The following is a 20,373-nucleotide window of genomic DNA, read 5'->3' on the forward strand; positions in this document are numbered from 1 at the left end:
CGTTTGAGCAAATCCGGTGCACTTCACTTCACTCCACACATTGGAATTAAGTTTGAGCCACCCGTGCTATGGGCGGCTGTGTATTCGTATTAGTGGGGTTGATTTAAATGTCAGAAAAACAAGCTTGGATGGGAAAAGTTGAACAACTTGCCGAACAAGCCACGAAACAAGAAGGCTGTTTGCTTTACGATATCGAATTCGTAGGCGCAGGCAAAGGCAGAACTCTGCGTTTGTTCATCGATAAAGAACAAGAAGGCGCGATCAGTATTGAAGACTGTTCGAATGTCTCTAAAGCTCTGAATGTGTTCTTGGATGCAGACGAAGAATTGATTCCTGGGGGAGCTTACAATCTTGAAGTTTCCACTCCAGGTTTGGAACGTCACCTTGTAAAACCTTGGCACTTTAAAAAAGCTGTCGGTAAAAAAGTTTATCTGAAAACAACGAAGGCTCTAGAAAGCGCCGGTGTTGAAGATAAAAAATGGAAGGCCGCGAAGACTGTAGAAAACGTTATTGCTTCTGCAGACGACGAGGGCGTTCGCTTTGTGATTGACGATGTGGATTTCAAAATCCCATACGGCATGATCGAAAAAGCGAAAGTAGTATTTGAGATTAATAAAGGTCAGAAAAAGTAGATCCACACCCTGAAGAATTCAGGGTAATTGCAGAGAGGGAAACCATGGCTGAAAGTATGTTTTCAGATCTTTCCAGAGTGATTGAACAAGTTGGTAAAGACAAAGGTATCGACAAACAAGTTGTTATCGATGCTATCACTCAAGGAATGCTTGTAGCGGCTCGTAAGAAGTACGGGACATACCGTGAGATTGAAGCAGCTTATAACGAAGAAACTGGCGAAGTTGAACTTTTCGAGTTCAAAGAAGTTGTTCCTCGTGAAAAATTCGTGGATGAGGAAGTTGAAATTCCTTACGACGATGCAGTTAAACTAGATCCAAACGTTCAATTGGACGATTCTATTGGTATTAAAATGGAAGCCCAAGATTTGGGTCGTATCGCAGCTCAAACTGCGAAACAAATCATCATGCAAAAAGTGCGTGATGCTGAACGCAACATCATCTTCAATGAATTCGAAGAACGTAAAGGTGAGATCGCATCTGGTATCGCTCGTCGCGTAGAAAAAGGTGCTATCGTTGTCGATTTGGGTCGTACGGAAGCGTACATCCCACCTCGTGAACAAATCCCTGGCGAACAATACAAACCAGGTGACCGTATTCAAGGTTACTTGTCAGAAGTTCGTCAAACAACTCGTGGTCCACAAATCATCATGTCTCGCGCTGATGAACGTTATTTGATGAAACTTTTTGAAATGGAAGTTCCAGAAATTTATGACGGCGTGGTTGAAATCATGGCGGCAGCTCGTGAACCAGGTCAACGTGCGAAAATCGCAGTTCGTTCAAAAGACAACTCGGTAGATCCAGTAGGCGCGTGCGTTGGTATGAAAGGTTCTCGTGTACAAAACATCGTACAAGAACTTCGTGGTGAAAAAATCGATATCGTTCCTTGGGATGAAGACATCACTCGTTTCGCGTGCAACGCTTTGGCTCCGGCTGAAATTTCACGTGTCTTCTTGGATGACTCAAACCGTGAGATGGAAATCGTTGTTCCAGATTCGCAATTGTCTTTGGCAATCGGTAAACGTGGTCAAAACGTTCGCTTGGCAGCTAAATTGACGACTTGGAAATTGGATATCATTTCTGAATCAGCAGCGGCTTCTCGTACTGCGGAATCAATCTTCAACTTGATGTTGATCCCAGGCATGAATGAGACGATGGCACAAAACATCTTCCAATCTGGTTTCGGTTCATTCCAGTCTGTTGCGACTGCACAAGTCCAAGACATTATGACGATCCCTGGTTACGACGATCCAGAAAAAGCTGAAAAGCTTTTGAACGACGCAAAAGCTGTAGTTAAAAAATATGAAGCTGAAGGCATTCCAGTTCCAACAGCTCCATCTGCAGCTAGCAAACAATCAGGCAGTTCTGCAAAAGAACAAGCCGACGCCTTGTTGAAACAAGAGTTGCAAAAACTCAATTCACAAGAAGCGGATGAAGAATAGTAATTACTAAACTGTTTTTGGGAAATACACAGGAGACTGAGTGAGTAATCCAAAAGTTTTTGAATTTGCAAAAGAAGTCGGGATGACCCCGCTAGCCCTCATGGATAAAATCCGCGAGTGGAATTTGCCTGTGAAATCTCACATGGCAGAACTTGAACCTAGCGTTCTAGAGCAAATTAAAATCAAACTTAGCGGCGGTGGCGCATCCACTGAAGAAGCTAAGCCAAAGAAAGCGGCAACAAGAAAAGCTCCAGCGAAGAAAGCAGCTCCAGCAGCTGCTGCAGCTCCTGCTGAGGGCGATGCCGCAGCGGCCACTCCGGCGAAAGCCCCTGTGATCCGTCGTAAAAAAGAAGACGCACCGGTTGTAGAAACAAAAGCAAAAGTTGTTTCGAAACCAGAAGCGGCGGAACCTGAAGCAGAAGCAGCTCCGGCGAAAACAACACGTGTTGTTGTTAAGAAGACAGCAGCTGCAGCTCCGGCGCAAGCCGAAGCGGCTCCAGAAGAAGAAGCACCAAAAGCGGCTCCTGCTCCAAAAGCAGAAGCTCCTGCGGTTGAGGCGAAAGTGGAAGCTCCGAAAAAAGTCGAAGCTCCAGCGCCAACTCCAGCTGCTCCACAAGCAGCGGCACCAGCACCGACTGAAGCTCCGGCTCCAGTAGCGGCACCTGCTGCTCGTAAGAAAGAAGTAGTAGTGGGCACAAGTGGTGTAGCGAGTTCTTCAACTCCTGCGACAACTCCAAAAAGAAATATCATTGGACGTATGGATCTTTCCCGCGTTCAAACTCAAGCTCCACAACGTCAGGGTGGTGGTGAACGTCCTCAAGGCGGTTACACTCCTCGTCCTGCCGGTCAAGGAGGCGGTGGCTACAGTCCAGACCGTTCATCAGGTGGTGGCGGATTCACTCCTCGTCCAGGCGGCTTCAATCGTCCAGCGGGTGGTGCACCGACTCGTAACATTCGTCCTGGTTTCGTAGCGCAAGCTGCTCCACCGGAACCAATGCCAGAATCAGGTGGTCATTTCCAAAATCGTGACTTCGATAAGCGTAAACGCTTCGGTACTGCAGCTCCGGCGGCAGGTCCTGCTGGCTTCGGTGCCGGCCCAAGCACACGTGAGAAGGAAAAAGAAGAGGAAGTGAAGGACTTCAACGCTGTTGAATTCCGTAAACGTGAAATGGTGTTCCAACCGAAGAAGAAAAAAGGTTCTTTGGATCGTGACGCTATGAAAACGCAAATCACAACTGCAGCAGCTCACAAACGTGTTGTTAAAGTTAATAACACGATGAAGCTGACTGACTTGGCGATGGAGATGGGCTTGAAAGCTCCTCAACTCGTTAAGGTCTTGATGCAAAATGGTGTGATGGCCAACATGAACACGGACCTTGATTTCGATACGATCGCATTGATCGTTCCAGAGTTCGGTTGGGAAGCACAAAACGTCTTCAAAACTGCTGAAGATGTTGCGCAAGAAACAGCATTCGGTGATTTGGATGCAGAAAAAGTAACTCGTCCACCGGTTGTGACTATCATGGGTCACGTCGACCACGGTAAGACGTCGTTGCTAGATGCTATCCGTAAAGCTGACGTAGCTGCAGGCGAGGCCGGCGGTATCACTCAGCACATTGGTGCATACTCTGTAAAACTTGATGATGGTTCGTTGATTACGTTCCTAGATACTCCGGGCCATGAGGCTTTCACGGCTATGCGTACTCGCGGTGCGAATGCGACGGATATCGCGGTTATCGTGGTTGCGGCTGACGACGGTATGATGCCACAGACTCAAGAGTCTATTAATCATGCTAAAGCAGCGGGCGTACCAATCATCGTTGCTGTGAACAAAATGGATAAGCCAGGTGCGAATCCAGAACGTATCAAGCAACAATTGACTGAACTTGAAATCGTTCCAGAAGAATGGGGCGGTAACACGATCTTCGTAGAAGTTTCTGCGTTGAAGAAAACAGGTTTGAAAGAGCTTCTTGAGCAAATCAAATTGCTTGCGGAAGTTGCTGAACTTAAAGCCAATCCAAAACGTTCGGGTACAGGTCTTGTGATCGAAGCGAAAATGGAAAAAGGCAAAGGCCCTGTTGCAACACTTCTAGTTAAAGACGGAACTGTTGAAGTAGGCCAATACATCGTTGCTGGTGTTATGAAAGGTCGCGTTCGTTCTTTGATGAACGATAAAGGCGAAAGAGTTCAATCTGTCGGTCCAGGTCTTCCAGTGGAAGTTTTGGGTCTTGACGGTGTTCCAGCAGCGGGTGATCAGTTCGACATCGTTAAAGATGAAAGAACTGCTGAAGAAATGTCGACTCTTCGTAAAGAAAAAGCTGCTGCAATTGCAAATGCACCTGCGCAAAAACTTTCTTTGGATGAGATCTTCGCGAAAGTTAAAACGGGTGATGTGAAAGAGCTTGCGATCATCTTGAAAGCAGACGTTCACGGTTCGTTGGAAGCAATCAACGGCATGCTTGCTAAGATTTCCACTCCGGAAGTTAAAGCGCGTGTTATCCATGCGGCTGTTGGTGGTATCAACGAAAACGACGTAACTTTGGCGAACACTTCAAAAGGTATCGTTTTGGGCTTCAACGTACGTCCTGACTTGGGCGCACAAGCTAAAGCGAAACAATTGGGTGTCGACATCAGAACATACTCTATCGTTTACGAATTGATCGATCAGATGAAAGCGGCGATGGCAGGTCTTCTTTCTCCAGATGTGGTGGAAGAAGTTATGGGTCGCGCAGAAGTGCGTAACACATTCAACGTACCTAAAGTCGGCTTGATCGCTGGTTGCTTCGTTCTTGATGGTAAAGTTCAACGTAACAACTCGATTCGTTTGCTTCGTGAAAATAAAATCGTTTACGAAGGAAAAATCTCTTCACTTAAACGCTTCAAAGATGACGCGAAAGAAGTGGCAGCAGGTTACGAATGCGGTATCGGTATCGAAAACTATAACGACGTTAAAGTGGGCGATATGATGGAAGCATACGTGAAAAAAGAAGTTGCTCGTGAACTTTCTAGCGGAGCTCAGTAATGAAGAACATGGGTGATGGGCGCCGAGTCGCTCGCGTAGAAAAAGAGATTCAAGCTACCATCGCTCAGTTTTTGATCCGTGGTTTTAAAACGCCGTTGCCAGGTCTTGTGACTGTGGCATCGGTGCGTATGCCAGCGGATTTGCGTGCTGCTAAGGTTTACATCAGCGTTCTTGGTTCGGATGAACAAAAAGAAGAAGCGATTGAGCTTCTGCAAGATCGCGCTTTTGAAATTCAAAATTATATCGGTAAAGAACTCAAAATGCGCTATTGCCCAAAATTGACGTTCTTTGCAGATCACGCCACGGATCAGGTTTTAAAAGTAGAGCGCATTCTGCATGAACTTGCGGAAGAGCGTAAGGCGAGCGGAACTTCAGAGGATGAAGATACCGACGGCGACGCTGACTCTGACGAAAACTAGGATCTCTAATTAATGAACAATACATTTAACGGTCTTCTGTTGGTTGATAAACCATCAGGTATTTCAAGCCATGACGTCGTTTCACGACTTCGTCGTATTATGGGCACGCGCTCGGTCGGGCATTCGGGGACTTTGGATCCGATGGCTTCGGGCTTGATGGCGTGCTTAATCAATGAAGGCACCAAGTTAAGCCAATATATTTTGGAAGGCGATAAAGGCTATCGCGTGCGCATTCAGTTTGGAATTCGCACTGATACTTTGGACGTGACAGGGGAGACCTTGGAAACGTTGCCGGTGACTCACTCAAAGGATGATCTTTTGCGTGAGGCTTTTAAATTGTCTGGCGAAATGGAAGTGGAAGTTCCGATTTACTCTGCGATTAAAATTCAGGGTAAGAAATTGTACGAATACGCCCGTGAAGAACAAGAAGTTGTGATTCCGAAGAAAGTGATGAATTTCTGGGATATCAAGTTCTTGGATTGTGGGGCGGATTGGGCCGAGTTCGATTTACGCTGCTCAAAAGGCAGCTACATCCGTACTTGGGTCGATCTTTTAGGGAAAGCCTTGGGCTGTGGGGCGGCGATGAGTGCTTTGCGCAGAACCTATTCGGCTCCTTACCTGCTAGAGCAGGCGCAAACCCTGGAAGACATCGAAGATTGTGTTAAAAAAGGCACTTTCAGTTCATCGTTCGTGAAAATGGACATGGCTTTGCCTCAGATCAAACGAATTCGCGTTCGCGGTCAGGATCAAGTGCTTTTGGGGAATGGTCAAATCAGCCATGACCTGCGTTCGCAGTTGATAGCCCTTTTTAAGCCGGAAGAAGATCAATATATCCAAGTTGTTGCTCAAGAAACGGGCGCTTTATTGGCCCTTATTGGCTTAGAACCGGGTAAAGGATTCGTGCTTCGTCGAGTTTTTAAGTACTAAAGGCGTCTTTAAAGATTAGTCGTTTTGAGTACTTGACCGCCTTCGCGGGAACAGTTAGAACCTTATCTTCAAACCTACCTGGGTCGACAGCCATGACGATCTGAGGGTGGGAAACCTGAACGAAACATTTAAAACAGGAGACGTTAATGGCAGTCACTAAAGAACAAAAAGAACAAATCGTAAAAAAATTCAAAACTAGTGATCTTGATACTGGTTCAGCAAACGTACAAATCGCTTTGTTGACAGCAAGAATCAACGATTTGACTACGCACTTTTCTAAACACAAAAAAGACTTCCACGGTCGCCGTGGTCTTGTGACTTTGGTTAACCAACGTCGTAAGCTTTTGGATTACCTTCACCGTAAAGACGTTAAAGCTTATCAAGAAGTTCTTAAGGCTCTTGATATCCGTAAGTAATCTGATTCTAGAAATCACTAAAGGGGCGAAAAGCCCCTTTAGCTTTTTTAATCCAGTGCATTCTTATCAAGCTGCACAAGTGATTGAAATTCGGTCCCAAATACAAAAGAATAAAAAAGAATTAAACGAGAGAAACAATATAGCATTCGAAGGGTAGACAGCCCTTCACAACGGCACAGCATAAAGGCTCTGCCAGAATTCCAAGGAGACATAATGAAAACGACTGTGACAACTTCGGTAGGCGGAAAACAGATCACTATCGAAACAGGCCGTTTGGCAAAACAAGCAGATGGTTCTGCTCTAGTTACTTGTGGTAACAACATGGTTCTTGTTGTTGCGACATCTTCTAAAAAAGCCTCAGAACTAGATTTCTTCCCACTAACAGTTGAATACATCGAAAAATACTATGCGACTGGTAAAATCCCTGGTGGTTACTTCAAACGTGAAGCAAAACCAACAAACGACGCAGTTTTGATCGCGCGTTTGATCGACCGTCCAATTCGTCCTGTATTCCCAGAAGGCTACCGTCACGAAACTCAAGTAGTAGCGACAGTTCTTTCTGCTGACGGCGCATTCCCTCTAGAGATTCTAGCAAGTTTGGGTGCCTCTGCAGCTCTTCACACTTCAGACATTCCGTTCAATGGCCCAACAGCTGCGATCCAAGTTGCACGCGTTGATGGTCAACTTGTAGCGAATCCAACTCCACAACAAATGGAAAAATCAGACATGGATTTGATCGTTGCGGGTACTCGCAATGGTTTGTTGATGGTTGAAGGTGAAACGAAATTCATCTCTGAAGCAGACGTTATGGCTGCTTTGAAATTCGGTCACCAATCAATGATGCCTCTATTGAACGCGCAAGATGAATTGCGTGAAAAAATAGGTTCAAAAGCAAAACGTGCATTCGTTGCACCAGCTATCGATGCTGACTTCAGAACTGCTGCTGAAAGCATCTTGAAACCAAAAATCGCGGCGGCTCTTGCTATCCGTGAAAAACAAGATCGTTATGCTGCTGCAAATGCGGCGGCTGCTGAAGCTGAAAAATCTTTGTTGTCAGCTATCACTGATAAAGACTTGTTGAAACAACGTAAAAAAGAATTGAACACTATCGTTGAAGAGTTGAAATACCATGAAGCTCGTTCAATGATCTTGGATCGCAAAGTTCGTATCGATGGTCGTGACGTAAAAACTGTACGTCCTATCGCGAACGAAGTTGGTTTGCTTCCTCGTGCGCACGGTTCTGGTCTTTTCACTCGCGGTGAAACGCAAGTGTTGGGCACAGTAACTTTGGGTACTGGTGATGACGAACAAATGGTTGATTCATTGATGGGTCTTCAAAAACGCAAGTTCTTGCTTCACTACAACTTCCCTCCATACTCTGTAGGTGAAGTGGGTCGTATGGGCGGTTTGGGTCGTCGTGAAATTGGTCACGGTAACTTGGCTGAACGCGCGATCAAAGCAGTTCTTCCTGATCACGAAAAATTCCCATACACAATCCGTATCGTATCTGAAGTTTTGGAATCAAACGGTTCTTCTTCAATGGGTACAGTGTGCTCTGGTACTCTAGCACTTCTTGATGCTGGTGTTCCTTTGAAAGGTAACGTTGCCGGTGTGGCGATGGGCTTGATCAAAGAAGGCGACCGTGTAGCAGTATTGACTGACATCTTGGGTGACGAAGATCACTTGGGTGACATGGACTTCAAAGTTGCTGGTTCTCCTGCAGGTATCACTGCTTTGCAAATGGATATCAAAATTGACTCTGTTTCTTTCGAAGTGATGGAACAAGCTTTGGCGCAAGCTAAAGAAGGTCGTTCGCACATCTTGAACGAAATGGAAAAAGTGATCAAAACTCCTCGTGGTCAAATCTCTGAATTTGCTCCTCGTATCGAGACGATCAAAATTAAACCAGATAAAATCCGTGAAGTTATCGGTTCTGGCGGTAAAGTTATCCGCGGTATCACTGAAGCGACTGGCGTTAAGATCGAGATCGAAGATGATGGTACAATCCACATCGCGTCTGCAGATCCTGAAGCGACTAAAAAAGCTATCGGCATGATCAACGACATCGTTGCTGAAGCTGAAGTTGGCAAAGTGTACAAAGGCCGTGTTGTTAAGATCGCTGAGTTCGGTGCATTTGTTGAAATCTTGCCTAACACGCAAGGTTTGTTGCACATCTCTGAGATCGCTAACGAGCGCGTTCGTGCAGTAACTGACGTTCTTAAAGAAGGCGAAACTATCGACGTGAAAGTTCTTGAAGTAGACCGCGCTGGTCGTATCAAGCTTTCTCGTAAGGCGCTTCTTAACCAATAATGTCTATTAAGTTCAAAAAATCTGAACTATCTAACGGGATCCGAGTGATGAGCGAGTTTCATCCAGGGTCCCGTGCCGTTTCTATCGGTGTGTGGGTGTTGACGGGGACTCGTGATGAGGTTCCTGAAATCGCCGGCATGTCACATTTGCTTGAACACTTGGTCTTTAAAGGCACGAATTCTCGCTCGGCTTATCAGATTGCAAAATCTTTGGAAGCTTTGGGTGGAGATTTGAATGCTTACACAACACGTGAATACACTTGTTATCACGCGCTGGTGTTGAAAGATCATTGGGAAAAAGCTTTGGATGTATTGTCGGACCTTGTGTCGAACATGCATCTGAATCAAAAAGAATTCGGGTTAGAAAAAGGCGTGATCTTGCAAGAGATCGCGATGTCTGAAGATAACCACGAAGATGTGATTTACGATATTTTCTATGACCAAGTTTATGGCGCTCATCCATTGGGTCGTCCGATCTTAGGTACGCCAAAATCAATTGCGTTGATGAATCAAAAGCAAGTGATGTCGTATTATAAGAAGAACTATACGGGTAAGAATATCATTATCAGTGCCGCTGGTTGCTTGGATCATGAAGACTTCATGGCAGGTGTGCAGAAGCATTTAGGTCGTAAGCAAAAAAGTGCATTGAAAAATACGCGTAAAAAACCTCGCTGGTTGAAACGTCGTCACGTGGTTGAAAAACAAGCAGAGCAAGTTCATATGTTGATGGGTTTGCCGACAGCAAGTTTTAAAGACAAATATCGTTTTGAAGCTGTGATCTTGAATACTCTTTTGGGTGGCGGGATGACTTCAAAGCTGTATCAATCTGTGCGTGAGAAAAAGGGCTTGGTGTATTCCATCTTCTCGAGTCTGAATACAAATATCGATTCGGGGATGTTGAATATTTATGCGGGTACTGAAGCGAAGAACGTGCGCAAAGTCGGCGATTTGATTTCGGCTGAGTTTGCGAAGCTTCGTAAAAAAGGTATTTCGAAAAACGACGTTGAAATGTTTAAGACGCAGGTGACTGGCAGTATTTTGCTGGGCTCTGACGACATCGAAAATCGTATGACTTCTTTAGCGGTGAATGAGATGGTCTTCGGCCAATATCGGTCGGTTGAATCGGTGATTGAAGAGATCAACGAAGTGAACGTAGATACTGTGAACCATTATCTTCGACACGAGATCGATTTATCTCAAGCTTCTGGCGTCTTGCTAGGGCCTGGTGTGAATGACGTTAAAGACTGGTGGGAAGGGATTGAATTATGAATAAATTGACTGTGAAAATTAAGAAACTTGAAAACTTCCACGGGGAAATCCCTGCTTATCAATCTGCGGGTGCAAGCGGCGTTGACGTTCGCGCGCAATTGGCAGGACCGGTTGTTTTGAATCCAGGCGAACGCGCTTTGATTCCAACAGGTTTGAGCTTTGAAATTCCATTGGGTTATGAAATCCAGGCTCGTCCACGCAGCGGTTGGGCAGCGAAAAGTGGTCTGACAGTGTTGAACACTCCGGGCACGATCGATGCTGATTATCGCGGTGAAGTAAAAATCATCGTGATTAATTTGGGTAATGAATCTGTGACGATCAACGATCAAGAGCGTTGCGCTCAATTGGTGATTGCGCCGGTTTACCAAGCACACTTTGAAGTGGTGAATGAATTATCAGACACTGAACGCGGTGCTGGTGGCTTCGGCTCAACAGGTCGCGCGTAATAAAAAAAGGCTTCGGTGACGAAGCCTTTTTTGTTTTTAAAACGAAGAGTCGCTCTGGCCTGCTGGCCTATAATCTCGCGGCATCGATGCGGTTCCATAACCACAAGATGAAAACGATCGCGAACAGGATCGTAACCAAACGCAAAGATCTTCTTTTTTCCATTTGGAAATTTTCAGTTAAACCGACGGCCATCAATAGCGCTGTGAAGGCGAAGCCCACCAAGGTGATGGGTGGAATCAACTCGCTGCCAGTTTGGAAAATAAAGAACGGAATGTCAGCGAAAAGAATCAACGTGAAGATACGACGAAGTGAGCACGTTCTTTTTTCGAAAACTTGAAAGTAATAGTAAATAAACAAAGCACCCACGAAAGCCGTTACAATCGCAACCATTGGCGAAACGATGACGCCACTCATGATGCGGAAGAAGTTCGGTGGAACTAGGCCCGTGATCACTCCTGAAATCATCGAGATCACGATCAACGTTACAACAAGAGTTGACCAGTGCCAGTCGGGAAGAACTTTGATTTTGTGAATCGGATGGCGAAGATAATCGACAAGATATCCGATCACTTCTTTTGCTGTTTGTTTACCTGAAGGGGACTGATTAGGTGTGACGTCTCTGTAGTCGTTCATGTCTAATATTGCAGCACCAGACGTAAGATCTGGCAAGGCGAATTATTCGCTTCGCAAATCTGTTTCAGCAAGGTCGTGGGCGCGCTCTAATAACATCTTAGCATTTGTCAGAAAAGTTTCTGGGGCGGCTCCAAGAGAACTCAACGACAGCAATCGATAACGAGTCAGTGAAGCCAAGTGAAGCGTGTAAGAAAGTTTTGTAAAAAACGAAGCTTTGCCATCGGGATTTAATTCAATCAGACCCACTGGAAACGGAAAAGGTTTCAGCGAGGAGCTGGGATGAGATTTCCCGGCATCACTGATTTCAGTCACGCTGATCAGGCATGTGCCATTGTGGTTGCGCAAAAGGTCTTCCATTTCAGCAAACGTCGGGGAGTCTAAGAAGAGATGAAATTTCTGATGAGCTTGTTCTTGTTGTTTTAAAAACTCTTTGAAGCGTTCTTTACGTAACGTCGTTTTATTCCATGGTAGGCGCACATTGAAAACTTCATAGCCGTGTTCGGCTATGAAGGATGTGTACTGATTCCAATATTTATCGAAGTAAAAGAAGCTGCGCGGACCGGTTACGAAAACCAGAGGCCAGCGAGTCAGTAAACAGTTTGGTTGAAGTTCGAAATGGATTTCTTTACGGGCCCTGGCGCGATTGGAAAAGATGGCCAGGGCGAGTGTGATAACAAAGAGGCTGAGTAATATGACTATAAAATCCACTCTCTAATTATAGAGAGGTATTTAATCTAAATGCAAAGTCAAAGCTGTTTTGATCGGCTGTCTTATTGACCATCGCTGTACGACCGCTGATCTCTGCACCGATTGAAAGATTTCTGTGAACTTGTGCGTACGCACCCGTTGAAATCACAAGGGCCGGTGTTGATTCGTCAACATTGATGCCGCGAGTGTTGTCTTTGAAAGTCATAAAGCGATTTGAAACACCCGTGCTAATTGTGTAGTGCCAAACGTTTTGCAAAAGATTTGTGTAACCGATTTTGCCTTCAAGTTCGCGCAAAGAAAAATCTTCTGAACCGTTCGAGTTTGAACCGTAGTTTCTGAAGATGCCTTCTGCGTACCACTCTGGAGAAATCAAATCAGTGCCGGCATTTAACTGAATACCCGTTGCGTGGCGGCTGAATTTTTCGCCGTTTGTTGAGATGTTAGAGAATGAGTTTGCGTAACCGATACCCACATGAAGGCGAGGAGTGCCTGCTGTGTTATTCTCTTGTTGAAGCTTTGTCTTTTTAGAAGAGAGTTCATTCAGAAGGTCGTCATAGCTGACTTCCTCATAATCCTTACCGGAAGCCGCCCAGACCATAGTTGGGGTTAAAGCTAATAAAAGTCCCGCCAATACAAATTTGAATGAATTTTTGTTAGTCATTATTCAATTCTAGCAAGACTTTGTCATTTTTCATAAATTGATCTTTCAATCTAGACCATCCTTTTGGCACACTGAAGAGGATGTTTTCCTTATTCCAAGCCAAAAACAACTGCTACTGCGCTTTTTGCAAAACGCCTCGTCGCATTTATCGTAAGAAGAATATTTCTGTGATGAATGTCGTGGCCAGCGCTATGGCTGCGATTGTTCTGATGTTCGCGATCTGGCAAGAGTTCGATCCGCGCGCCATTATTGCTTTCGTTGTGTGTTTGGCGATCTCTGAAACCTTCGTGCAAATTCGTTGGCGCTTGTCTGTCGTGTGCAGAACTTGCGGCTTTGATCCCATTTTGTACACGAAAGATCCAGAGGCTGCAGCGACTAAAGTGCGCGCGCAATTAGACATGCGTAAAGAAGATCCTAAATATCTTTTAGCGAAACCTTTGAACCTGCCTGCGATTCCGGCCGCGAAAGCAAAGGCCTTGCAGGCTAAAGAAAAAGGCAAGCTCGTTTCTCGCTCTATTTAACGGCGGAGGCCGTTAGTGCTGGAGCAGCTTCTGTAATCATCTTAAAAACCAGATTTCGTTGCCTCATTGCTTCAGTTATGCGACGTTAGGGGCATGAAAACATTGGTCATTGTCCCGACATACAACGAGAAAGAAAACGTTCAAACTATTGTGCCTGCTATTTTTGCACAAAATCTTGGAGTCGATATCCTTGTGGTTGACGACAACTCTCCGGATGGAACAGGTGCGATCGTTCGCGAAATGCAAAAAAATCTTCCGCAATTGCATTTGCTATCTCGCCCAGGAAAACAAGGTTTGGGTAAAGCCTACATCGCTGGTTTCCGTTGGGGTATGGATCAAGGCTATGAAGCTTTGGTTGAGATGGATGCGGATTTTTCACATCGCCCCGAAGATTTGGGTCCGTTGTTGAATACATTGTCTAAGAATGATTTCGCTGTGGGCTCTCGTTACATTCAGGGTGGTCGTACAGTTAATTGGGGTCTGATGCGTAAGATTATTTCTCGCGGCGGCGGGATTTATTCGCGTCTGATTCTTGGTTTCCCGTTGAACGATTGGACGGGTGGCTTCAATGCGTGGAAGAAAGAAGTTCTTCAAGGTATTGATCTTTCAACGGTTGAGTCGAATGGCTACAGCTTTCAAATTGAATTGAAATACAAAGCGATGAAACGCGGATTTAAAGGTGCAGAATCACCAATCGTGTTTGAAGATCGTCGTGTTGGGCAAAGTAAGATGTCTTTGAAAATCGTGATCGAAGCCTTCTATCGCGTCTGGATCATGCGCTTTAAATAAGAAATGAAATTCATTGCGCTGATTCTTTTTTTCATCCTCCCTGTTCAAGTGTTTGCGCAGACGGCGCAGCAGGGGACGATTGTTGCAGATGAAGCGCAGATTTATCGTGATCCAGATTTTGATGCACCGGTGATTGCGGTGTTACCTCCAGGTGGGGTCTACAGTATTTCTACTGGCAAAAAAGGTCCGTTTTTTAAAATTCGTGTGAAGCCGGGAACTGTCGGCTGGATTTCTGAAACGGATATTCGCCCCGGTAATTTGAAAGTTACTGCGGAAACAAAAAAAGAAGCCCAAAAACTCAAAGAACAAAAAGAGCACGAAGAAAATCGACCTGCTTTTTTTACGACTCGTCACTGGGGTCCCGTTGTGGAGTTTCTAAACTACACGGAAGACACCATGGGTGAAGAACGTTCAGCGATGACGATGTTTTATGGCTTTAAGTGGACGGGCTTTAATACTCTGTTCAGTGGCGAAGTTTATACCGATGCCAATTTGATTTTTCATAGTGGCGCGCCTTCGTACTACGAAGATAAAACCGGTGAGAGTGCTGGTGGTTTTATCGTGAATGCGAATTTTCTTTTGCAAACGGTGCGCACCTTAACAAAAGATTGCCTGATGTATTACGGGTTCGGTCCGACGTGGCGTTATTCGCATTTTGATTTGCACCTTAATAATGGCGGCGTTTCGCAAGGCTACTCTGCGGATGATATGGCGCTCGGTATTTTGTTTGATGTGGGACTTGCTTATAGAATCAGCAAAACGGCGATTCGTTCCGACGTTAAGTACTACTGGGAAAAAAACAAATACCCAGGAATAGGCGTCAGCTGGGGCTTCGAGTTTTAACTTTGACTTCGGGCTACCGCTCGGGCAAAGCCTTTCACATGATTTTACGTTTTACATTATTTCTGACTTTGGTTTTCGTTACTCATCAATCTTTTGCGGGCGACATCCAAGCTGCATTTCAATCTCTACAAAATGTGGGTGAGAACTGGGAACCAGACGGTGCTGTGTGTGAACAATTAGCGCGTCTTAAAATTCGTGCTGCGTATCCGGAAAATCAATACACAATCACAGGTGATATCGAATACGACACGGGGGCCTTAACGATCGGCGAATTAGACGTGATCGTGATTGAAAAAAGCTCGAACAGAGTGATCCTTGTGCAAGAAGTGAAGTGCTGGAAAAACTTCGCTGGCGGCCTTGAAAAAGCGCAATCGCAGAAGCTTCGTTTCTTGTGGCATTTGGGTAAAACTCCGCAGGCAATGCGCTTTACGTCTTACGACGGCACAAAGCTTACGGCTGCCAATTTTGCGAGCTCTTTCCCGTTCGTATTTGTGTCGCAAGCAGGCGGTGTGGCAAAGGGCTTTGATGAAGAGCTGGATTTGAATTTAAGCGAGATTAAGCAGCTTCGTATGCAGCTTTTGAAATGCCAAGATCAAGGCCATTGCAAGAAGCCTGATCAGGAGTAGTTGACGCGCCGAGTAGGTTTGACAGCGATTAGGCCCTGATGCAGAGTCGCTGATTATGTCAGAAATCCACGTTTTATCCCCTGAAGTTGTCGACCAAATCGCTGCCGGCGAAGTGGTTGAACGGCCTGCCCATCTTGTCAAAGAATTGGTTGAAAACAGTATCGATGCGGGTGCTACGCGCGTGCATGTGGAATATTTTGACGGTGGTCGCAACGTCAAAGTGATCGATAACGGTAAAGGCATGGCGCCAGCCGATTTGCCAAAAGCTTTAGAGCGATTCGCGACAAGCAAAATCAAAAAAACAGACGACTTGTGGAAGCTTCGCACTTTCGGGTTTCGTGGGGAAGCGCTTGCGAGTATCGCGGCGGTTTCAAAAATCACTTTGACGTCTCGTCGTAAAGGCGATGAACAAGCTCATCAACTGATCAGTGAATTCGGCAAAAAAAGCGAGATCAACAAAATCGGTGGCTCTGAAGGCACGACGATTTTGATGGAGAATCTTTTTGAAAACACTCCGGCGCGTTTGAAGTTTTTAAAATCAGACGCCGCTGAACACACTGCGATCAAGACGACTTTAAAGGCGATGGCGCTTTCCCATTTTGATGTGGAATTTCGTATTCAAGAAAACGGCAAGCTGATCAACTTCTGGCCTGCATGTAATAATCGCAAAGACCGTGTTGAACAGATCTTAGAAATCAAACCGATGTTTGAGGGTGAAGCGGTTCGCGAAAACGTGAAAGCGTATGCGGTGTTTGCGGATCCTCATAACGTGGCGAAGACATCAAAAAATATTTGGCTGTTTGCACAGAATCGTTGGATTCAAGATCGCAGTCTGCAAGCGGCAGTCAATGAAGCCTATCGCAGTCTGCTGATGCACGGTGAGTTTCCGATTGCTGCGGTTTGGGTTGAGTTAGATCCAGACTGTGTCGACGTGAATATTCATCCAACAAAATCACAAGTGAAATTCCAAGATCCTTCGCTTGCATTCCGTGCGGTGGCGGGTTCGGTGCGTTCGACGCTGGAGCAAGCTCCGTGGATTCCGAAAACTGCGGGAAGTGTTTCCTCGGCCGCTGGTAGAATGGCTTCCGCAGACCCGAGTGGTGCTGAAGCGACTTCTGAATTTAAAACGACTCAAGGTCTGCCGAACTTCGCGAAGTCGATGCCGAAGGAAAATCTTTCTTTCGAAGATTCCTCTTTGCAGGTGACTCAATTCCAGAAAAAAGATTTCTCATTCCCAACCACGTTTCAGCAAACGAAGTTGGATTATCAAACGCTTGCGGATTCCGCAGCCGCTCGCGAAGAGTTGATGACGCCGACATCTCCGGCGCAACAAACTCCGCTGACGGAAGAAGCGACACCACAAACTTCTGGGGGTGGCTACTGGTCATCGCTTGAAGTTTTGGGACAGGCGAATTTGACATACATCGTGACACAAAATCGCGACAAGATTGTTTTCGTCGATCAACATGCGGCCCACGAGCGTGTTGCTTTTGAGCGCCTGATGAGTGCATGGAAGGGTGGAAAAATTGATATTCAAGATTTCCTATTCCCACTCGCGATTGATATGTCTCCGGAAAAAGTGGAAGGCATTTTATTGCTCGCAAAAGATATTGAACGCCTAGGTGTTCATATCGAAGCCTTGGGCCCGGGCACTGTGGGTGTTAAGGCCGCACCGTTGTTTATTAAAGAATCAATCCTAGGAAAAGTTTTGGACCGCATGGCCGGCGAAATCGTCGAGCAGGGTGGCAGCTATTCTTTGGAAAGAGCAGTCGGTGATATCTGTGCAACAATGGCGTGTCATTCGGTCGTTCGTGCAGGACAGGCGTTAAGCATTGAGCAGATGAAGAATTTGCTGAAAGAGATGGATCAATTCCCACTTTCAAGTTTCTGCCCGCATGGCAGACCGGTGAGTGTTGAATATCCGTTCTATAAATTGGAAAAAGATTTCGGTCGCATCGTTTAATGGGAAAAAAGAATCCTGTGATTTTTGTTGTCGGCAGCACGGCCACTGGGAAATCCGAGTGGGCGCTGAAGCTTGCGCAAGAATTTAACGGGGTGATCATTAACTGCGATTCCGTTCAGCTTTACACCAAAGTCGACATCGGTTCGGCGAAGCCCAGTAAAGAAGAACAGGCCCTCGTAAAACATTATTTACTCGATTATGTGAATCCTCCGGAAGAAGTGACGGCTGGTAATTATGCCCGTGATTTCTTTCAGGTGATGGAACAACTTCCTGAAGGTCAGCCCGCATTTGTTGTGGGTGGTACTGGTTTTTATTTCATGGCGATTGAAAAGGGCATGTATCCGGTCATGAAAGTGGCGCCGGAATTAAAAGCGCAAATCGAAAAAGAACTTTCTGAACCGGGCGGTTCGGAAAAACTTCACGCGGAACTGACAAAAATGGACCCCGAGTATGCGGCTAAAATTCATTTAGCCGATAAGTATCGTATCGGGCGCGCGATCGAATTGATTCGCAGCGAAGGCAAAAGTGTTACGCAAATCCAAAAAGAGTTCGAAGATCAACGTGAAGAATTTCCGTTTCCGCTGTTAAAGATTGGCCCAAGTTGGGACCGTGAACTTTTGCGCGAGCGAATTGCGAAAAGATCGGCGATCATGTTGCAAAACGGGTTGCTGGCAGAGACAAAAACTCTCCTCGACGAAGGTTTGGAAAACTGGGCTCCGCTCAGTTCGGTTGGTTATAAGGAAGCGATTGAATGTTTGAAAGGTGAAATTCCTTTCAGTGAATTACAAGAAGCGATTACGACAAGTACAGCTCAGCTCGCTAAAAGACAAAAAACGTGGTTTCAGCGAGACAAATCAATTCACTGGTTTGATGGCGGCACGGGTTTCGAGCAAGCGCGAGCACAGGTCGAGAAATTTCTGAAATCTTGACCCGAAAACTACGGGCGCGGAGAATGAAGGCAATATGAAAAGCATGACAGGTTACGGCAACGCGAGAGTTCAATCAAAGGATGTCACTATCGAGGTGAGCATTCGTTCAGTGAATGGCAGATTCTTGGAGCCTCGATTCCATTTACCTCGTGAATTCGTAGCTTTTGAAGGCGATCTTAAAAAAGTTTTATCTTCAACGCTTTTGCGTGGAACAGTTGATGTGTTTATTTCTCGTCGCGTGAAAAACGTGGGCGGCAAAACGCAGATGACGGTGAACGATGCATTGGCGAAAAAATATCTCACGGCATACAAACATCTTTCCAAAGAGTTGGGCGTTCCATTTCAAGTACATCTTGAAGCTATGGCGCGTTTGCCAGATGTGATCAAGCTTGAGGAAACGTATGAATTGTTTGCTGGCGAAGAAAAAGTTTTGAAGAAAGCTTTCGCTGATGCTTGTAAGAATTGCGATAAAGAACGTGTACGTGAAGGAAAAGCCTTGCGTAACGATCTGACGGCTTTGCTGGTTTCGCTGGAAAAACAAGTGAAGGCAATCACGGGTTTGCGCGAAGAAGCTAATGCACAACTTCAAGACAAGTTTGAACAAAAAATTCGTGCTCGTCTTAAAGGCAATGAAATTGATCCAACTAGATTGTCGCAAGAAATCGTGATTCAGCTTGAAAAGGCAGACATCAACGAAGAATTGTCTCGTCTAAGTGAGCATATTAAAAACTACCGCCAATTAGTGTCGTCGCAACAGGCCGAGGGTAAGAAATTGGATTTCTACACTCAAGAGCTGCTCCGCGAGGTGAATACGATTGGTTCGAAGTCTCAGGTAGCCAAGATCACTCAGGCTGTGGTAGAAGCAAAAACCCTTATTGAGAGACTAAGAGAACAGGTTCAAAACGTGCAATAATGAAGACACGCATGATCATCGTCGCCGCTCCGAGTGGCGCAGGAAAAAGTAGCTTTGTCGAAAGATTGACCAAGGAAAACGATCGCTTGGTCGACATCGTTACTTATACTACGCGTTCAATCCGTAAAGGGGAGACGAACGGTGTTCAGTACAACTTCATTAGCCACGACGACTTCCAGAATAAGATCGAACAAGGTTTCTTTGTCGAGTGGGCGAAAGTTCACACGAATTACTACGGAACTTCTTACGCTTCGATTGAAAATGCCTGGGCTCAGAACAAAACAGCGATCATGGATATCGACATCCAAGGTGTTTTGACATTTAAGTCTAAGTATCCGGATGCAAAGACGATTTTCATTCTCCCACCCTCAATTGATGAGCTGCGTCGTCGCATTGAGAAACGCGATGGCGGTATGCCTCACGATATCGAAGTCAGAATGGCCAATGCCGAAAAAGAGCTGCGTGAGGCCTCTAAATTCGATTACCAGATCGTGAACGATAAGTTCGATCATTCCTACGAGCAATTCAAAAAAATCGTTGAAGAATTGCTAGGTTAAGGGTAATTTCACTCCCTGTATGTAGATTCGCCTGGAGGCAAAAATGGCTCGTGTAACCGTTGAAGATTGCTTGGAAAAAGTTCCTAACAGATTTGCTCTTGTATTGATGGTCGCTAAAAGAGCGAAGCAACTTCTTAAAGGTGCAGAAGCTACAGTTTCAACTAAGAGCAACAAATACATCGTTAGCGCTCTTCGTGAAGTGGCTATCGGTAACGTTGGTTACGCTGAAGCTTTGGATAATGCTGACGCTATCAAACAAATCGAGAAAGACCTTAATAAGTAATCCTCTCATTTGTTCATAATTCCCTCGAGGAATGACAAGAAAAGCGCACTCAGGTGCGCTTTTTTCG

21 protein-coding genes are annotated in these 20,373 nt (G+C 45.6%); 18 read left to right on the forward strand and 3 right to left on the reverse strand.

The annotated features are described in order from the left end of the window. Positions 1–107 precede the first annotated feature (107 nt). The 9 genes from rimP (at position 108) to dut (ending at position 10,879) form a co-directional block, all read left to right on the forward strand. Positions 108–632, forward strand: coding sequence for a ribosome maturation factor RimP (gene rimP / locus DOE51_RS07245; RefSeq protein WP_142695879.1), 525 nt, complete (start codon positions 108–110; stop codon positions 630–632). Between the two features lie 44 nt (positions 633–676). Next, the gene (gene nusA, locus DOE51_RS07250; RefSeq protein ID WP_142695880.1) at positions 677–2,071 is read left to right on the forward strand and encodes a transcription termination factor NusA; all 1,395 of its coding nucleotides are present in this window, start codon (positions 677–679) and stop codon (positions 2,069–2,071) included. 40 nt (positions 2,072–2,111) lie between these two features. After that, positions 2,112–5,093 (forward strand): translation initiation factor IF-2, encoded by a 2,982-nt coding sequence (gene infB / locus DOE51_RS07255; RefSeq protein WP_142695881.1) that lies wholly within the window; start codon positions 2,112–2,114, stop codon positions 5,091–5,093. After that, complete coding sequence (rbfA, locus tag DOE51_RS07260) at positions 5,093–5,512, forward strand: 30S ribosome-binding factor RbfA (RefSeq protein ID WP_142695882.1); 420 nt, start codon at positions 5,093–5,095, stop codon at positions 5,510–5,512. The genes infB and rbfA overlap by 1 nt, the downstream gene beginning before the upstream one ends. Positions 5,513–5,524: 12 nt before the next feature. Beyond that, positions 5,525–6,439 carry a tRNA pseudouridine(55) synthase TruB gene (gene truB, locus DOE51_RS07265; RefSeq protein WP_142695883.1) on the forward strand — a complete coding sequence of 305 codons (915 nt, stop codon included), beginning with the start codon at positions 5,525–5,527 and terminating at the stop codon, positions 6,437–6,439. Between the two features lie 146 nt (positions 6,440–6,585). Further along, positions 6,586–6,855, forward strand: coding sequence for a 30S ribosomal protein S15 (gene rpsO / locus DOE51_RS07270; protein ID WP_142695884.1), 270 nt, complete (start codon positions 6,586–6,588; stop codon positions 6,853–6,855). A 213-nt stretch (positions 6,856–7,068) separates the two neighbouring features. Continuing rightward, on the forward strand, positions 7,069–9,165 hold the full coding sequence (gene pnp, locus DOE51_RS07275; RefSeq protein ID WP_142695885.1) for a polyribonucleotide nucleotidyltransferase: 2,097 nt from the start codon (positions 7,069–7,071) through the stop codon (positions 9,163–9,165). Next, the gene (locus DOE51_RS07280; protein ID WP_142695886.1) at positions 9,165–10,433 is read left to right on the forward strand and encodes a pitrilysin family protein; all 1,269 of its coding nucleotides are present in this window, start codon (positions 9,165–9,167) and stop codon (positions 10,431–10,433) included. Before pnp ends, DOE51_RS07280 begins: the two co-directional genes overlap by 1 nt. Continuing rightward, on the forward strand, positions 10,430–10,879 hold the full coding sequence (gene dut, locus DOE51_RS07285) for a dUTP diphosphatase (RefSeq protein WP_142695887.1): 450 nt from the start codon (positions 10,430–10,432) through the stop codon (positions 10,877–10,879). The genes DOE51_RS07280 and dut overlap by 4 nt, the downstream gene beginning before the upstream one ends. Positions 10,880–10,946: 67 nt before the next feature. Here the strand turns inward: dut and DOE51_RS07290 are convergent, their stop codons facing one another. The 3 genes from DOE51_RS07290 to DOE51_RS07300 are packed head-to-tail and all read right to left on the reverse strand — an operon-like array spanning position 10,947 to position 12,882. Beyond that, positions 10,947–11,549 (reverse strand): Yip1 family protein, encoded by a 603-nt coding sequence (locus DOE51_RS07290; RefSeq protein WP_246845456.1) that lies wholly within the window; start codon positions 11,547–11,549, stop codon positions 10,947–10,949. Positions 11,550–11,555: 6 nt separating this feature from the next. Next, positions 11,556–12,221 carry a hypothetical protein gene (locus DOE51_RS07295; protein ID WP_142695889.1) on the reverse strand — a complete coding sequence of 222 codons (666 nt, stop codon included), beginning with the start codon at positions 12,219–12,221 and terminating at the stop codon, positions 11,556–11,558. A 7-nt stretch (positions 12,222–12,228) separates the two neighbouring features. Continuing rightward, positions 12,229–12,882, reverse strand: a complete 654-nt coding sequence (locus DOE51_RS07300; protein WP_142695890.1) for a hypothetical protein — start codon at positions 12,880–12,882, stop codon at positions 12,229–12,231. Positions 12,883–12,962: 80 nt separating this feature from the next. On the opposite strand from DOE51_RS07300, the gene DOE51_RS07305 reads away from it, so the two are divergent. From DOE51_RS07305 to rpoZ, 9 genes are all read left to right on the forward strand, one after another. Then, entirely contained in the window at positions 12,963–13,403 is a 441-nt protein-coding gene (locus DOE51_RS07305; protein ID WP_142695891.1) for a hypothetical protein, read from the forward strand. 93 nt (positions 13,404–13,496) lie between these two features. Beyond that, complete coding sequence (locus tag DOE51_RS07310) at positions 13,497–14,192, forward strand: polyprenol monophosphomannose synthase (protein WP_142695892.1); 696 nt, start codon at positions 13,497–13,499, stop codon at positions 14,190–14,192. 3 nt (positions 14,193–14,195) lie between these two features. Next, positions 14,196–15,035: an SH3 domain-containing protein gene (locus DOE51_RS07315; protein ID WP_142695893.1), complete on the forward strand. Its 840-nt coding sequence runs from the start codon at positions 14,196–14,198 to the stop codon at positions 15,033–15,035. Positions 15,036–15,073: 38 nt separating this feature from the next. Beyond that, positions 15,074–15,661: a hypothetical protein gene (locus DOE51_RS07320; RefSeq protein WP_142695894.1), complete on the forward strand. Its 588-nt coding sequence runs from the start codon at positions 15,074–15,076 to the stop codon at positions 15,659–15,661. A gap of 55 nt (positions 15,662–15,716) precedes the next feature. Continuing rightward, positions 15,717–17,624, forward strand: coding sequence for a DNA mismatch repair endonuclease MutL (mutL, locus tag DOE51_RS07325; RefSeq protein ID WP_142695895.1), 1,908 nt, complete (start codon positions 15,717–15,719; stop codon positions 17,622–17,624). Next, the gene (miaA, locus tag DOE51_RS07330) at positions 17,624–18,553 is read left to right on the forward strand and encodes a tRNA (adenosine(37)-N6)-dimethylallyltransferase MiaA (protein WP_142695896.1); all 930 of its coding nucleotides are present in this window, start codon (positions 17,624–17,626) and stop codon (positions 18,551–18,553) included. The genes mutL and miaA overlap by 1 nt, the downstream gene beginning before the upstream one ends. Before the next feature lie 34 nt (positions 18,554–18,587). Then, on the forward strand, positions 18,588–19,466 hold the full coding sequence (locus DOE51_RS07335) for a YicC/YloC family endoribonuclease (protein WP_142695897.1): 879 nt from the start codon (positions 18,588–18,590) through the stop codon (positions 19,464–19,466). After that, the gene (gmk, locus tag DOE51_RS07340) at positions 19,466–20,023 is read left to right on the forward strand and encodes a guanylate kinase (RefSeq protein ID WP_142695898.1); all 558 of its coding nucleotides are present in this window, start codon (positions 19,466–19,468) and stop codon (positions 20,021–20,023) included. Before DOE51_RS07335 ends, gmk begins: the two co-directional genes overlap by 1 nt. Positions 20,024–20,066: 43 nt before the next feature. After that, complete coding sequence (rpoZ, locus tag DOE51_RS07345; RefSeq protein WP_142695899.1) at positions 20,067–20,306, forward strand: DNA-directed RNA polymerase subunit omega; 240 nt, start codon at positions 20,067–20,069, stop codon at positions 20,304–20,306. Positions 20,307–20,373 lie beyond the last annotated feature (67 nt).

Source organism: Bdellovibrio sp. NC01, assembly GCF_006874625.1.
Classification (GTDB): Bacteria; Bdellovibrionota; Bdellovibrionia; order Bdellovibrionales; family Bdellovibrionaceae; genus Bdellovibrio.